The sequence below is a fragment of the Anaerobacillus sp. MEB173 genome, assembly GCF_052119505.1.
In the GTDB taxonomy this organism is placed as follows: domain Bacteria; phylum Bacillota; class Bacilli; order Bacillales; family JBJMAU01; genus JBJMAU01.
This window is the reverse complement of sequence record NZ_JBJMAU010000004.1, coordinates 258555-273541: the sequence shown is the minus strand read 5'-3', so window position 1 is coordinate 273541 and position 14987 is coordinate 258555. Positions and strand designations below refer to the sequence as shown.

Annotated in this window: 14 protein-coding genes and 1 riboswitch; of the genes, 8 read left to right on the top strand and 6 right to left on the bottom strand. The window is 37.1% G+C overall.

Annotation, left to right across the window (positions count from 1 at the left end):
• Positions 1–138 precede the first annotated feature (138 nt).
• Complete coding sequence (locus ACJ2A9_RS11245; RefSeq protein ID WP_441421742.1) at positions 139–876, top strand: glucose 1-dehydrogenase; 738 nt, start codon at positions 139–141, stop codon at positions 874–876.
• A gap of 206 nt (positions 877–1082) precedes the next feature.
• On the opposite strand, the gene ACJ2A9_RS11240 is transcribed toward ACJ2A9_RS11245, so the two are convergent.
• Both ACJ2A9_RS11240 and ACJ2A9_RS11235 read right to left on the bottom strand, forming a co-directional pair.
• The gene (locus tag ACJ2A9_RS11240; RefSeq protein ID WP_441421741.1) at positions 1083–2600 is read right to left on the bottom strand and encodes an NCS2 family permease; all 1518 of its coding nucleotides are present in this window, start codon (positions 2598–2600) and stop codon (positions 1083–1085) included.
• Positions 2601–2788: 188 nt separating this feature from the next.
• Complete coding sequence (locus tag ACJ2A9_RS11235) at positions 2789–3376, bottom strand: xanthine phosphoribosyltransferase (RefSeq protein WP_441421740.1); 588 nt, start codon at positions 3374–3376, stop codon at positions 2789–2791.
• Between the two features lie 147 nt (positions 3377–3523).
• Positions 3524–3625, bottom strand: a riboswitch (purine riboswitch).
• A 269-nt stretch (positions 3626–3894) separates the two neighbouring features.
• Between ACJ2A9_RS11235 and ACJ2A9_RS11230 the strand changes: the two genes are divergently transcribed.
• The 4 genes from ACJ2A9_RS11230 to trpB all read left to right on the top strand — a co-directional run bounded on the left by ACJ2A9_RS11230 (position 3895) and on the right by trpB (position 9470).
• Entirely contained in the window at positions 3895–4737 is an 843-nt protein-coding gene (locus ACJ2A9_RS11230; protein ID WP_441421739.1) for a tyrosine-type recombinase/integrase, read from the top strand.
• Between the two features lie 276 nt (positions 4738–5013).
• Complete coding sequence (locus ACJ2A9_RS11225; protein WP_441421738.1) at positions 5014–6201, top strand: acetyl-CoA C-acetyltransferase; 1188 nt, start codon at positions 5014–5016, stop codon at positions 6199–6201.
• 373 nt (positions 6202–6574) lie between these two features.
• Entirely contained in the window at positions 6575–8200 is a 1626-nt protein-coding gene (cimA, locus tag ACJ2A9_RS11220; protein WP_441421737.1) for a citramalate synthase, read from the top strand.
• Positions 8201–8282: 82 nt separating this feature from the next.
• Positions 8283–9470, top strand: coding sequence for a tryptophan synthase subunit beta (gene trpB, locus ACJ2A9_RS11215; protein ID WP_441421736.1), 1188 nt, complete (start codon positions 8283–8285; stop codon positions 9468–9470).
• 51 nt (positions 9471–9521) lie between these two features.
• Here trpB and ACJ2A9_RS11210 read toward each other — a convergent pair whose 3' ends face one another.
• The 3 genes from ACJ2A9_RS11210 to ACJ2A9_RS11200 form a co-directional block, all read right to left on the bottom strand.
• Complete coding sequence (locus ACJ2A9_RS11210) at positions 9522–9707, bottom strand: Spo0E family sporulation regulatory protein-aspartic acid phosphatase (protein WP_441421735.1); 186 nt, start codon at positions 9705–9707, stop codon at positions 9522–9524.
• A gap of 204 nt (positions 9708–9911) precedes the next feature.
• On the bottom strand, positions 9912–10871 hold the full coding sequence (locus ACJ2A9_RS11205; protein ID WP_441421734.1) for a TIGR03943 family putative permease subunit: 960 nt from the start codon (positions 10869–10871) through the stop codon (positions 9912–9914).
• Positions 10872–10897: 26 nt separating this feature from the next.
• A complete protein-coding gene (locus ACJ2A9_RS11200; protein WP_441421861.1) occupies positions 10898–11920 on the bottom strand; it encodes a permease in 1023 nt (340 codons plus the stop codon).
• 190 nt (positions 11921–12110) lie between these two features.
• Here ACJ2A9_RS11200 and ACJ2A9_RS11195 point away from each other — a divergent pair, with 190 nt between their 5' ends.
• Complete coding sequence (locus ACJ2A9_RS11195; RefSeq protein ID WP_441421733.1) at positions 12111–13106, top strand: CobW family GTP-binding protein; 996 nt, start codon at positions 12111–12113, stop codon at positions 13104–13106.
• Between the two features lie 54 nt (positions 13107–13160).
• Here ACJ2A9_RS11195 and ACJ2A9_RS11190 read toward each other — a convergent pair whose 3' ends face one another.
• The gene (locus ACJ2A9_RS11190) at positions 13161–13991 is read right to left on the bottom strand and encodes an undecaprenyl-diphosphate phosphatase (protein WP_441421732.1); all 831 of its coding nucleotides are present in this window, start codon (positions 13989–13991) and stop codon (positions 13161–13163) included.
• A 192-nt stretch (positions 13992–14183) separates the two neighbouring features.
• Here ACJ2A9_RS11190 and ACJ2A9_RS11185 point away from each other — a divergent pair, with 192 nt between their 5' ends.
• A complete protein-coding gene (locus ACJ2A9_RS11185; protein ID WP_441421731.1) occupies positions 14184–14600 on the top strand; it encodes a fluoride efflux transporter FluC in 417 nt (138 codons plus the stop codon).
• Positions 14593–14967: a fluoride efflux transporter CrcB gene (gene crcB / locus ACJ2A9_RS11180; protein WP_441421730.1), complete on the top strand. Its 375-nt coding sequence runs from the start codon at positions 14593–14595 to the stop codon at positions 14965–14967. Before ACJ2A9_RS11185 ends, crcB begins: the two co-directional genes overlap by 8 nt.
• Positions 14968–14987: the final 20 nt, after the last annotated feature.

The window sequence follows — 14987 nt, the reverse complement described above, 5'->3', positions numbered from 1 at the left end:
TTTTGCGTATTTTATATAAGTATAGCAATTCTAAATATGTCCTGTAAAAGGAACTTTCTAACTATTTTAAAATAAAAGAAAGGAACACATCATTACAATTATAGTAAATACTAGTATAAATGAAAAGGAGTTATTTTTATGTTTATAGGAAAAGTAGTGATTGTTACTGGGGCTGGAAAAGGAATCGGACAAGAGGTTGCGGTTCAATATGCTTCCAAGGGTGCAAAGGTTATGATTGCAGAGAAAGATAAGAAGGCAAGTGAGTATACGAAAAGATTGATTATTGAAAATGGCGGTGTAGCAGAAGTATGTGTAACTGATGTCAGTAAACCTGATGAAATCATAACATTAATCGAAAAAACAGTAGCTACATATGGGACAATTGATATCCTGATAAATAATGCAGGTGTTTCGTGTTGGACCTCTCCATATGATCTTAATGTTGAGGAATGGGACAAGGTCATTAATATAAATCTCCGTGGAGTCTTTCTTTGTGCGAGAGAAGCTGCAAAAGTCATGAAGGAGAATGGAGGAGGTTCAATCGTTAATATGGCATCAACCAGAGCGCTGATGTCTGAGCCAAACTCTGAAGCCTATGCCGCATCTAAGGGAGGGATTGTGGCATTGACACATGCACTCGCACTATCCTTAGGGAAGAATCGAATTCGCGTAAATGCGATTAGTCCAGGTTGGATTGAAACAGGAGATTATGAACAACTCCGTACAACCGATCACATCCAACATCCTGCACAACGCGTTGGAAGACCAAGTGATATTGCTCGAGCTTGTTTCTATTTAACAGCAGAAGAAAACGACTTTATAACAGGAATTAATCATATTGTCGATGGTGGGATGACGAGGAAGATGATGTATTAGGAATGAAGTAATTAATAATTTATAATTAATAATTGTTTTGGGTTTTCAAGGCAGTATTTTTTAGTGAAATTCGTTGAGTTAACTTTATACTCTAAAAGAAAAAGAGGCAGAACAAATGATTTTTGTACCTGCCTCTTTTTGAGTTTTGTATTCCTCTTTAAATAATCAAGAAGTAATTCTACATTATTAATTATTAATTATTTGTTTCACGCTACATTTTGCTTTTCGCTAAGTTCACTATTAACTGCTGTATTCGTTTTTCTAAACGCATAGATGGCGAAGAAGCCGGCCATGATGAGATATCCAATTGCAAAGTCATTGGCTGCTCCGAATGCCATTGATGGTGCGTGCATAAGTCCGATATAGGAAAGGCCTGCACCGATGACTGAGAAGATCATTGCTTTTTTGAACTCGTGATCAATGATAAACACCGTGATTGCTCCAAGGATAATCGCTGTGAACATTGCACCTTGGCCGAGTGGAACGATACCACCTGAAACTTCTGCAACAGCTTCTCCAGCCGCGTTGTTAAAACGAGTCATTATATAGTTTGCAAAGTATGGCAGCATTGCAATCGCAATCGCTGGGAAGTATTTCGGTGCATTCGTTTGGAATGCTGTTGATACCATTGAGATTCCGACAAAAATTAAAATTGGAGCAATAACAGCTACAGGGATAATCGCTGCCATCGCTGCAATTAAACCGAACATTGCTGCAAGTGCAAACACAATGGCGTTTAAAATACTATAGCCACGACCTGCCCCCATCCATTTTGAACCTACTGTTGCGATATATACAGTTGTTGGGAACATTCCACCAAATAGAGCTCCAATCATCGTACCGGCACCGTCAACTGCTTGACATTCACGGACATCGTACTTGTCACCAGTTGCCGCCATCGCTTCGACATTATTCATTGTTTCAATCGCATTATAGATCGTAATCGGTAAAATAACCGCAAGTAAAGCAATCATTGTACCGAATAAGTAGCCGAATCCTTCAAATGCTGCAAGTGAAGGAACGATCGGATAAAAACCGATATTGCCTAGACCTTCAGTAATTTTATCAGTACTTGCTTGACCTAAAGAGAAAGCAAGTACCGTACCAATAATAATCGCAAATAATGAAGCAGGAATTCGAAATGGTAATGTAATCTTTCCAACAATACCAACAAGAATAATCGCTAATACAACAAACCCAACAACAGGCATTTCCAATGTTTTAAACAACATTTCAGCGGCGATAAATGTGATCGCTACCCCGGCTAGTGCACCTAGCATTGCCGCTTTTGGAAGGTGGTCACGGATCCAGTTGCCAGTTACACTGACAAGTGCTTCGATTAGGCCACTTAAGAAACATGCGGCTAAGGCAATTTTCCAAGCAAGTTCAGGGTCACCAGTGAGTGTTAACGCTGGCAATGTAACCCCAAATAAGAAAATAAACATAACAGGTGTACTGATTCCATACGATAGTGCGGTGACGTTAGTACGACCTTCTTTTTTTGCAAGACGTGCTGCTGAATAAGCATAATATAAGTTCCCGACAATAACAGCAGCGGCAGCCCCGGGAATGACTTTTCCGAATACAATGCTTGCCGGAAATCCCATTCCTAGAAGTGCAGCGGCAATAATCACAAAGTTTGCTAAGTTATTTTGGAATAATGCAAAAAATGCATCTGTATCTTCTTTTTTATACCATGGATAATGAATTGGTTTTGTAGACATTTGTTTGTAATCCCCCTAGATGGTTTGTTTTTATTTGAAGATAAGAAAGTATAAAGTTTCACAGATGTCTAGCTCCAGCGCCTAGCCGCTCGAGGTCACTTCGGGCCGTCAAAAGTGTCCAAAAGACGGGACACTTATTGTCGGCCCTCCAGTGCTTGTCGCGGCTGAACAAGGCGCTTGCGCTTTTCTTAAGCAAAAGTCATTTCTTCTACAAATTTCACTTGCCCGTCTTTTAATGAAGCGATTCTTGCTAAAGATTCCACGTCATAACCTGCTTCAATTAATTTATCACGGCCAGGCTGGAATGATTTTTCAATGACAATCCCGATTCCAGCGACTGTTGCTCCTGCTTGCTCTACTATTTTTGCAAGACCGATTGCAGCTTCTCCGTTAGCGAGAAAATCATCAATAACTAGAAGATGATCGTCGGCATCGATAAAGTTTTTTGAAACTGTAATTTCATTTGTTTCATTTTTCGTATATGAGTAGACGCTGGCAGAATAAACATCACTATTCATTGTTAATGACTTTTTCTTTCTCGCAAAAACGAGTTGTACATCTAGTTCAAGAGCAGTCATTAATCCAGGAGCGATTCCTGATGATTCAATTGTTAGAACCTTAGTTATTTTTTTTTCGGAAAATCGTCTTACAAATTCCTTCCCAATTTCAGCAGATAGCTTTGGATTAATTTGGTGATTTAGAAAAGAATCAACCTTGAGGACATCTCCAGGTAAGACAATCCCGTAATTCATAATTTCCTCTTTTAATTGTTGCACTTGTTATTCCCCCTATATGAATCAGTTTTTTTACTGTTTGATTTTTTACTAAAAAAGCTCGAGGATCTGTAGACTCAACAAATGAGTGAATACAGACCCTCGAGCTATAGTGTTTGTTATATAAAATACTATATAACAAAAAACTCTAGTGCCAAATTATTCACTCGTAGTCGAATCATTTGCGGTAATTCGGTAGAAACTTGTGAGCCATATCCCCACGATTATACGAGTTATTATTTTTGAATTTTTATTAATGAAGTGATTATAGCATACCTTTTTAAAAGAGAATAGAGAAAAGATGAAATTAACCGAACTTTTTATTGTTAATATGTTTTAATGTTCGTGTTTTGGTGTAAAATAAGATAAGAGACATAACTGTAGTTTACATTTAAAAGTATGATGTACGGTTACCGGATAGTATTTATAAAATGATTATTAGATAGTAAAAAGTATGAATTGTCGTAGAATTTGACTTTTCTGTATAACGAGAATATAATGATACAGGAGGAGGCGTTGTCATGAAAAAGAAATGCGCTGGAGCAACAGAAGTACTAGAATCGTTCGCTCAGGATTTACTTCAAAGGGGTAGATCTGAAAATACGGTTAAAACTTATGTAGGAGTGCTCCATTCATTTGCCAGCTGGTTAATCGAGGAAAAACAGGTTCAGCTTGATCAAGTTACAAAGGAAGATATTCAGTCGTACATGGACTATTTAGATCATGAGGGCCGAAGTGCAACCACCATTGATAAAATTTTTAATACATTAGGTGCTTTTGCACGCTATCTTGATCGCCCACAAATAATGAAAGAGGTTCATCGGAAGGAAAAAACATCTGATTATACACCTCCAGAATATTTGTCTGATAAGGAAATTAAACAGCTATTACACCGTCTTGAGAATGATGAAAATAATCGTAATATTGCCATTGCCTATACATTACTGTACACAGGAATTCGTGTTTCAGAACTCTGTGCATTGAATAAAGAAGATTTACAAAATGGTTTACTAATCATTCGCAGTCGGGATAAAGAACGAAATCGCCAAATTCCAGTTTCAAAAGTGACGATTGAATATATAAATAAATATTTAGATTCGAGAATTGATGACCAAGAAGCTCTCTTTTTATCAAACTATCAAAAGCGAATATCGACCCGCACTGTTCAGCACATGCTAAAACAGTATGGTGTTCATCCGCACAAGCTACGTCATACATTTTGTTATGAACTAGTAAATAAGGGTGTTGATTTAACATTGATTGCTGAGTTAGCTGGTCATTCAGATATTAATATTACAAAGCAATATGCAAAATCTTCAAAGCGAAGTCAGCTTGAAGATGCAATTAATAAAATGTATGCATGATGCTATATAATAAAAAAGTTCAGGGGGTTCCTGAACTTTTTTTGTGTATTTGTAATTTTTTTTGTAAAAATAAGCAGGAAAATGGAAAAACAATCTGAAATATAATATAGCGTGAGATATTTTTCTTTTGTAAAATTTCTGAATTTACAAAGAAGAGTAGATAAGTAAGGCTTACATAATTAATTTTGTGTGGATCGTCGTTACATGTACTTAAGAAGGACGTATCTCTTATAAGTCATGCTAAGCCAAGTTCATTAAAGAAAGGGAGACGAGAAAATGGGACAAAAAGAAGTTGTAATTGCTAGTGCAGTACGTACTCCAATTGGTAGTTTTGGAGGGAGCTTAAAGGATATTTCTGCGCCTAAATTAGGTGGCCTTGTAATTAAAGCGGCTCTTGAAAAAGCAGGTGTATCAGCTGATCAAGTTGATGAAGTAATTATGGGGAATGTTCTTCAAGCGGGTCTTGGACAAAACCCGGCGCGCCAAGCGGCAATTCAAGCTGGTTTAGCTCAAGAGGTTTCGTCAATGACGATCAATAAAGTTTGTGGATCTGGTTTGAAAGCTGTTCACTTAGCTACACAAGCCATTCTTTCAGGAGATGCTGATGTTGTTGTTGCTGGTGGTATGGAAAATATGAGCCAAGCACCATATATCGCGCCAGGAGCTCGTACTGGTTACCGTATGGGGGATGCGAAGATCGTTGACAGTATGGTATCTGACGGCTTAACTTGCGCATTTAATGATTACCACATGGGAATTACTGCAGAAAATCTTTGTGACCAATACGGCTTAACTCGTGAAGAGCAAGATGAATTTTCTGCGTGGAGCCAACAGAAAGCATCTCAAGCAATTGCAGATGGAAAATTCAAAGATGAAATCGTAGCTGTTGAAATTCCTCAAAGAAAAGCAGACCCAATCATTTTTGATACAGATGAGTATGTAAAAGCTGGTAGTACTGCTGAGAAATTAGCAAAATTACGCCCTGCATTTAAGAAGGATGGATCTGTTACAGCTGGAAACGCTTCTGGTATCAATGACGGTGCGGCTGCATTAGTCGTAATGAGCCGTGAAAAAGCAGAAGAGTTAGGTGTACAACCATTAGCGATTATTCGTGCTAACGCTAGCGCGGGTGTTGATCCAAGCATCATGGGTATCGGACCTGTTCCAGCAACGAAAAAAGCTTTAGAGAAAGCGGGAATTTCTTTAGCTGACTTAAGTCTAGTTGAAGCAAACGAAGCGTTTGCAGCTCAATCATTAGCAGTAGGCAAAGACCTTGAATTCTCTCGTGACATTTTAAATGTTAACGGTGGAGCAATTGCATTAGGACATCCAATTGGAGCAAGTGGTGCAAGAATTCTAGTAACATTACTTCACGAATTAAAACGTCGTGACGGAAAATACGGTTTAGCAACATTATGTATCGGCGGCGGCCAAGGCGTAGCAACAATCGTTGAAAAAGCATAATTATATCTAACTAAGGAAAGAGGGCAGAAATGTCCTCTTTTTTTCATGTTGAAAGGGGAAATGCTAGATTAGTTTAGAGTTTAGAGTGTAGAGTTTAGAGTTGTTTATAGTAGATTCGAGGCAGTTCTTTTAGAAAAATATTGAATAGTTTTTAGGAGATACACATATGTTTTTATTGCTGCTTTGCAGCAAAGAATTTATAACTCTACACTCTAAACTCTACACTCTAAACTTTAACTCTAAATTGTCGAAATTTTGTTTTTCCTCCATGGTCTTTTAATTCAAGCTGTGCTATACTTTTAGGCATTATTATTGAATTTTTCAAAAAATTTTTAGAGAGAGAATATGATGTAGTATAGAGGAGGATTTAGTCTTGAAGGAGCAAGTATATCTCTACGATACAACATTGCGTGATGGCACTCAGGGTGAGGGGATCAGTCTGTCTGTTGATGACAAATTAAAGATTGCTCAGAAGTTGGATGAAATGGGGGTCCACTATATTGAAGGTGGCTGGCCAGGGAGTAATCCAAAGGATATGGATTTTTTTAAGAGCGTACAAGAATTGAATCTGAAGCAAGCGAAAGTGACTGCATTTGGCAGTACACGACGAATTGGTGTTGAGGCTAGTGAGGATCAAAATTTACAGAGAATTCTGCAAAGTGGTGTGAAGGCAGTTGCCATCTTCGGTAAAACATGGGATTTTCAAGTGACTGAAGCATTGCAAACGACATTGGAAGAAAATTTAAACATGATCTATGATTCCGTTTTGTTTTTAAAAGAAGAAGGGTTAGAGGTTATTTTTGATGCCGAGCATTTCTTTGATGGATATAAAAATAATCGCGAGTATGCACTTCAAACGATAAAAAAAGCAGAGGAAGCTGGAGCTGATGTAGTTGCATTGTGTGATACAAATGGTGGCTCTTTACCGCATGAAGTTGCGTCCATCGTTACAGATGTAACGAACCATTTAACGATTCCGGTTGGTATTCATTGTCATAATGATGGTGAGGTAGCTGTTGCGAATACACTTGCGGCTGTTCAAGCAGGAGCACGTCATGTTCAAGGAACAATTAACGGTTATGGTGAGCGTTGTGGAAATGCAAACCTTATTTCGGTTATCCCGAATTTACAGCTTAAATTAGACTACCACTGTATTGATGATAATGAGATTGCTAGACTTACTTCTGTTTCAAAGTATGTTCATGAAATAGCGAATCAGGTTGCACCCAGCAATCAGCCCTTTGTAGGGAAAAGTGCATTTGCTCATAAAGGCGGGATGCATGTTAGTGCAGTATTGAAGCATCCTGAAACGTATGAACATGTTTCTCCTGAGGTGATTGGCAACAAGCGCAGAGTATTAGTTTCTGAGTTATCGGGGCAAAGTAACCTCTTATTTAAAGCGAAAGAATGGAATATTGATGTCGATAAGCAAAATCCAGAATCAAAGAAGATAATCGAAGAAATTAAAGAAAAAGAACATCAGGGCTATCAGTATGAAGCAGCGGAAGCATCATTTGAATTATTGCTGCGTAAAGGATTAGGTCATGTCAAAGAGTTCTTTGCTCTTGAGCATTTTAAAATCTTTGTTGAAAAAAACGGAGCGGAAACATTTACAACAGAAGCAGTTGTAAAATTACATGTTGAAGATCAAACTGTTCTCACAGCTGCGGAAGGAAATGGTCCTGTCAATGCACTGGACAACGCTTTGCGTAAGGCCCTTGAACAATTTTATCCAACAATTAAAGATATGTATCTATCAGACTATAAGGTTCGTGTCTTAGACGAAACGGATGCAACAGCTTCAAAAGTTCGAGTTCTCATTGAGTCAAGTGATGGACGTGAAAACTGGAGTACAATCGGTGTCTCTGCCAACATTATTGAAGCGAGCTGGTACGCATTAGTGGATAGTGTTCATTACTACTTAATGAAGCACGAAGATGAGATTGAAGTCGTTATTAATGATACAGACAGCAAACAAATTGGGATCATTAATCATTAATTATTAATTGTTGAAGGTATCTGAAATATCTGATAAGATATTTTTATCAAACTAGAATGATAGAAAAAGGAGAAATGATGAGATGAGTAAAGCAGAGGCAGTAGGAGTAGAGCAGAGTGAAAAAGGATATTTTGGTGAATTTGGTGGTAGTTTTGTCCCGCCTCAATTAAAGGAAGTCTTAGAGGTTTTAGATCAAGAATTCAATAAATACAAAGATGATCCAGAATTTAACCAAGAATTTCTTTATTATATGAAAGAATACGTCGGTAGAGAAAATCCACTCACATTTGCAGGCAGATTAACTGAAAAGCTAGGTGGAGCAAAGCTTTATTTAAAAAGGGAAGACCTTAATCATACTGGCGCACATAAAATCAACAATGTAATCGGTCAAATTCTTTTAGCGAAGAGAATGGGCGCACATCGTATTATTGCTGAAACCGGTGCAGGTCAGCATGGTGTTGCTACAGCTACTGCCTGTGCAATGTTAGGGATGGAATGTATCATTTACATGGGTGCTGAAGACATTCGCCGTCAAGAATTGAATGTTTTTCGCATGGAGCTGTTAGGAGCTAAGGTTGTTTCCGTGACAAAAGGACAAGGTCGTCTTAAGGATGCGGTGGATGAGGCGTTAAATGACTTAGTACAAAATTATGATCATACGTTTTATTTACTAGGTTCAGCGGTTGGCCCACATCCGTTTCCGACGATTGTTCATCATTTTCAGTCAATTATAAGTAAAGAGTCAAAACGACAAATTCTTGAAAAAGAAGGCCGTCTTCCTGATATGGTCGTTTCTTGTGTAGGCGGAGGAAGTAATGCAATTGGCGCGTTTTCAGAGTATATTCCTGAAAAGGATGTTCGTTTAGTTGGCGTTGAACCAGAGGAAGCTGCATCATTAACGAAAGGTACGCCAGGTGTTCTTCATGGTTTTAAATGTTTATGTCTACAAGACGAAGAAGGAAATCCGTTACCAACACATTCAATTTCAGCCGGTCTTGACTACCCGGGTATTGGTCCGGAACACAGCCATTTGAAAGTATCTGGTCGTGCAGAATATTATACAGTGACGAAAAAAGAAGTTCTTGATGCGTTCCAGGAATTATCTCGGACAGAAGGAATTATTCCGGCACTAGAAAGCGCGCATGCTGTCGCATATGCCCTAAAAGTTGCAAAAGAAATGAACAATGATCAAATCATTATTGTGAATATTTCTGGTCGCGGTGATAAGGATGTAAATGAAGTGAGGGAGCTTCTGAAAAAAGAATTATAAAAAAGAAAGAGGGTGGATCATAGTATATATGTATTATGATCCACCCTCTTATTATACTGTGTGGCAGTTTATTCGAAGATTAATTAGATAATATTGATTGAGGAGTTTGTCGAGTTCCTTGCTGCGCGTAACCGTTTCTTCACTTGTAAACCCTTTCATGTTAGCGGTTAATACTAATTCCCTACGTTTCGTTTCAATCTTTCTCAATAGCTGTTGTTCTTTTGCGCATCCAATCATGGTTTTCCTCCTCAAATAGACCTATCAAAAGTAATCAAATATAGTAAATACTACTTGATCATAGTGTACAAAAATTTAAAATGTATAGGAGTGATCTTTCTCACATTTTTTTAGTTAGAAAAAAATATTTTTAAAAGAGTATTACAAAGAGAGCCAGTACCAAACGATTTTGGTACTGGCTCTTCATCATATAATTATTCAATTCTACCGAAAACTAGGAAAAACGTATGGGTATTCAGGTTCATCAACGGTCTGTAATTCTCGTAGATGGAGATATGGGATAATAAAATCGTTGTATGTCATTTTATCTATCGTTCCTGTTACTTTTACCCATGTATCCTCCTCTAAATTAAGTGCCTCACCCGTTTGAATCATCGTTCCATAAACGGCAGCATCGGCAACACAACAGGTCATTGAAAAGCGTGCAGCTACAAACTGGTCATCATGAAAATCAGGTTCCCTGTAGACAAACCCAACAATTTGGAGCTCCTTGCCAATAAACTGATCGATATAAATATCAAGCACTGTCATGACGTCCAGGTAGTTTTCTTCTGTCACAACGATACGATTTTCTTTCTGTAATTGTTTTGCCAGAGTATCATAATATTCATTAAAGCCTTCTTCAGAATAGAAGTCTTCAATTGTAAAATGCTCGATATCCTCATCAGTATCGTAGTTATCGTTTTCGAGTCCGTCTAAATACTGGTCTGGATTTTCAAGAAATTGGTCGGCTCTAGGTGTCTGAGAAGAATCAGTCGATGGAACGGCTGGTTTGGCATACATTCCAGACCCTAATTGAACACCACGGTTCGTCGCAACTGAACTATCCAAGGCTTTGTCAGGAATCATAAATCCCATTAAGATAGGGGCAATGAAAATTCCATAGATAAGCAGCTTGGAAATTCGGGAGCCGCTCATACGATGATCGACACCACAATCACAAGATTCCTCTTCTTCCTGCCCCTTAGCTGTACTCCTTAGAATTTGAACAATACCAAGGATAATAAATGCAGCTGTAGCAAAATAAATAAACGGCATCATTTTTGGAGCAATATAGTACCGAATATTACCTGTAAGAATGAATCCAAGTAATAACATCGCAAATCCAAAAAGGATAATACCGCGAATATAGGAGTGAAACCCCCAATCCTGGTTAGGTTTCATCTTCGTTCCCCCTTTCCTTTTTTAAGCTAGAGAATAAACATGTTTAATAGCATGACTCCGGAAAATACAGCAATAGTTACGACAAGCATAAATACAAGCACGAATTTTGCTCTAAAGAAAGCAAACAGCATAATGGTGTTTTTCAAATCGAGCATTGGGCCATATACTAAAAAGGCAATTAATGAACCTGTTGTAAATGTAGCGCCAAATGATGAGGCTACAAATGCATCAGCTTCTGAACATAGCGATAAAACATAGGCAAAAGCCATCATGACAATTGTAGATGAGACTTCGCCAGACCCTATTGATAGTAAAATGCTTCGGTCTAAAAATGTTTGGAATAAAGCGGCGATAAATGCCCCGGCAATTAAATATTTTCCCATATCAAAAAACTCATCAACTGCATGATACATCGTCTGTTTGAAGCGGTTCATTTTTTTGACGGGTTCTGAAGTAATTACCTGGACTTTTCCAATTAATTCTTCTTTACTCCATTTTAGTTGATCACTATTTTTAAAGATTAGATAGATAAGCGCTCCGATAATGATTGCCAATATAAAAGCCAGTCCCATTCTTGAATAAACAACGGTTATATCATTTCGAAACGCAAAAAACGTTGATGCAAATACAACAGGATTTAAAATTGGCGCAGCTACTAGAAAAATAACACCGATATGAAGTGGCATTCCTTTTTTTATTAATCGTCGAACAACAGGAATAATAGCACATTCACAGATTGGAAAAATCGCGCCTAGTATTGCTGCTGGTATTAAAGCTGCATAGGCATTCTTTGGCAGATATCGTTGAATCATATCCTCTGAAACATAGATTTGAATTAAAGCGGAAACAAAGACACCGAGTAAAATAAATGGAACGGCTTCAATGACAATACCTAAGAATATTGTATTTACATTGACCCAAGAGTCAGGTACAGAAAAGATAGGGGCTTCAGTGTCATTAAAGAGATCGATCATAAAAAAGAGGCCGATAAAGACGAGTAATAATAATAAACCAACTAAATCCTTACCTAATGATTTTAGTGGCTCCATATTTTTCATTGATAAACTCCTTACATTATCATAGATATTTTATAAAACTATCTACTATTCTATCACAAAAGCAGGTTAAGAGACTATATTTTCTTTAGTTAAATCAGAACGATTACTATTTACTTTTGTTAGTGATATAATAATTTTATGGATAAACTAATAAGTTGAAAGTTGGATGAGGGGGATATCAGTGGGTAAGAAGATACCAGTTTATGTGATCAGTGGGTTTTTGGGGAGCGGGAAAACAACGGTTTTATTACATATCATTGAAGAGTGTAAAAGGCGTAAGTTAACACCGGGTATTATTCTGAATGAGCTGGGTGAAGTGAATGTTGAGAAAGATTTGTTTCAAGATCAACAAATGCTTGAGCTATTAAATGGCTGTATTTGCTGCTCGATCCAATCAGATCTAACGAGGGAAATTCGCCTTTTTCTTGAGCAAGCACAGAAAACTGATTCTGTTCCAGATCTTCTATTAATTGAGGGGACAGGTATCGCTAATCCTATAGAGGTTGTGATGGGGCTTACTGATCCAAGTCTAATTGATCTTCTTGAATTACAATCGATTATCACTATTGTCGATGGCAGTAAATACTTAGAATATCAAAGTATATTTACAAGTTCAAAGGAGATTAGAGAGGTTTTAAAGGATCAACTAACAAATAGTACGCTCGTGTTACTAAATAAATTGGATATTATTTCAGGAAAGCAAATTGAGAAAGTGAGAAAGAAAATAAGAGCAACTGTAAAAGATTATGTTGAAGTCATCGAAACTCAATTTGGGAAGGCCGAAATTGACGAACTTTTAAAGCAAAGGATGAAATCGATAACTCTCCACAACCATGAGGGGGAATGTAATGAAAATTGTAACTATGAAAGTCACGATTCAGTCTCTCATCATCATAATCATGCATTCCAAACAATTAAAGTTGATGAACTTCCTGTTTTTGATCATGTTCAATTACAAAAGTGGTATGAAGGGCTTCCTGAAAATATAGTAAGAGGAAAAGGACTCATTCGATTACTAGATTCTCCCGGGTTATTCCAATTTCAATACTCTTCTAAGCAATTTCGAATACAGCGTGTTAATCAGGCGGAGCCTCAAAAACCTTGTATGATTATCATCGGTTATCAATTAAATAGTAAGCAAATAAAAGATTCATTTGAAAAAACTTTTCTACAGTAATAAAAAAGCTAACCCAATTGATTGATGGTTTCAAACAAGGGTTAGCTTTATCTTTTATAGGTCGATAACTGATGTTGGATCAACAAACAAGAATACGAGAATAGCAACAACAAAGCAATATATAGCAAAGTAGACTAATTTGCTTTTTTTCAAAAATTCAATTAGCCAAACAATACCAAGCCATGAAAAAATAAAAGTAGAGATAAACGATACGACTAGTGCTCCGGTTCCAATCTCAGCCCACATTCCGCTGCTAACATCGCCAAAGGCTAATACAGTTGAGCCCAGGATAATAGGGATTGAGAGTAAAAATGAATACCTGACAGCGGTCTCTTTATCAAGGCCAGCCCACAGTGCAACAATAAGCGTTGATCCTGATCGGGAGATACCGGGAAGGACAGCTAATGTTTGTCCTAGACCAACGAGAATAGAGTCAACAAATGTCATTTCCTTTTCTGTACGAGTTCCATATTTATGAAAACGTTCAATCGCAATTAAGGCAATTCCTGTAATAGAAAGTGTTATCGCCATAAATGTAGGAGTTTTCATCGTTGCGCCAATAAAATCTTCAAGGATCAGTCCAAGTACACCTGTAATAAATGTTGCAACAATAATATAGATACCGAAATAGAATTGTACCTTATTTTCAGGTGATTTTGTTTTAAAATAACTAAAGAAACCAGTAATGACTGTCACTAAATCTTTACGAAAATAAATAATCACTGCTAAAATGGAAGCTATATGTAAATAAATTTCAAATGCGAGTCCAGGAAAGCTATAGCCCAGTAAAAGCTGTGTAATAACAATATGTGCTGTACTTGAGATAGGCAAGTACTCACTAATTCCTTGGACTATACCAAATATTAATGCTTCGAGTATTGACATAATAAACCCCTTTCAAGATGAACATAAAACCTATTATAGTCTAGCAAAAAAAACATAAAAAGAAAATGTAAAATTGAAAATGAAAAATGTAAAATTATCGTAGGCTATGACCTAGGACTTTAAGAAACTTCATGGAAACAACTTACAAATAATTCTAAATTCTAAATTATTAATTAAAATGGGGTTTTCATTTTGAGTTTACTAAAAAATATAATAGCAGTAGGGCTCGGTGGCGCATTAGGATCATTATTCCGGTATTGGATCAATCTGAATACAGTACATACTCAATTTCCATTTGGGACATTGCTGGAAAATTTGATCGGGAGTTTATTGTTAGGAATACTGACTGGCTGGCTTGTGAATCGACAAATGAAAGAATGGATAAAGTCTGGAATTGGGGTTGGTTTGTGTGGTGGATTTACTACGATGTCCACACTTGCTGCGGATACGATGATGCTATACGGTACTAGTTCACCCTTTTTATTTGTTACTTATATTGCAATATCAATGTTTGGTGGAGTATTCTTTGCTTTAATAGGATACATATCTATTGTAAAATGGCATGAGAAGAAAGATAAGCATGAAAGGTGGACCACCAATAATGAATAATTGGTTAATTATGATTGGTGGATGCTTAGGGGCAATTTCACGTTATGCAGCGGGACTATATTTGATGAAGCTTTTTCCTAAACCACCAATACCGATTGCTATGCTTACTGTTAATCTATTAGGTTCTTTAGGATTAGGCTTTTTTTTAGGAAGTTATTTTTCAGAAATTCCAATTAGTTCAGATCAACCGATCTATTTATTGTTGGCCGTTGGCTTTTTTGGAGCATTTACAACCTTTTCTACGTTTAGTGTTGAAGCCATGCAGCTATTGCGCGATCGTCAGCTGAAGCAAGCAATTCTTTATATTGGTTTATCAATCTTTGGTTCAATTCTATGTTTTATTATTGGATTTTATCTAACAATCTAGTTTTTTGAAAGAAGGATGGA

Bases quoted from the DNA above. Each gene is read 5' to 3' on its own strand.
- ACJ2A9_RS11205 (WP_441421734.1), bottom strand. From the start codon at position 10,871: ATGAAACCTAACCAGGATTGGGGGTTTCACTCCTATATTCGCGGTATT.
- ACJ2A9_RS11240 (WP_441421741.1), bottom strand. From the start codon at position 2,600: ATGTCTACAAAACCAATTCATTATCCATGGTATAAAAAAGAAGATACA.
- ACJ2A9_RS11190 (WP_441421732.1), bottom strand. From the start codon at position 13,991: ATGTCAATACTCGAAGCATTAATATTTGGTATAGTCCAAGGAATTAGT.
- ACJ2A9_RS11210 (WP_441421735.1), bottom strand. From the start codon at position 9,707: ATGATTGGATGCGCAAAAGAACAACAGCTATTGAGAAAGATTGAAACG.
- ACJ2A9_RS11225 (WP_441421738.1), top strand. From the start codon at position 5,014: ATGGGACAAAAAGAAGTTGTAATTGCTAGTGCAGTACGTACTCCAATT.
- ACJ2A9_RS11245 (WP_441421742.1), top strand. From the start codon at position 139: ATGTTTATAGGAAAAGTAGTGATTGTTACTGGGGCTGGAAAAGGAATC.
- ACJ2A9_RS11230 (WP_441421739.1), top strand. From the start codon at position 3,895: ATGAAAAAGAAATGCGCTGGAGCAACAGAAGTACTAGAATCGTTCGCT.
- trpB (WP_441421736.1), top strand. From the start codon at position 8,283: ATGAGTAAAGCAGAGGCAGTAGGAGTAGAGCAGAGTGAAAAAGGATAT.
- ACJ2A9_RS11200 (WP_441421861.1), bottom strand. From the start codon at position 11,920: ATGGAGCCACTAAAATCATTAGGTAAGGATTTAGTTGGTTTATTATTA.
- crcB (WP_441421730.1), top strand. From the start codon at position 14,593: ATGAATAATTGGTTAATTATGATTGGTGGATGCTTAGGGGCAATTTCA.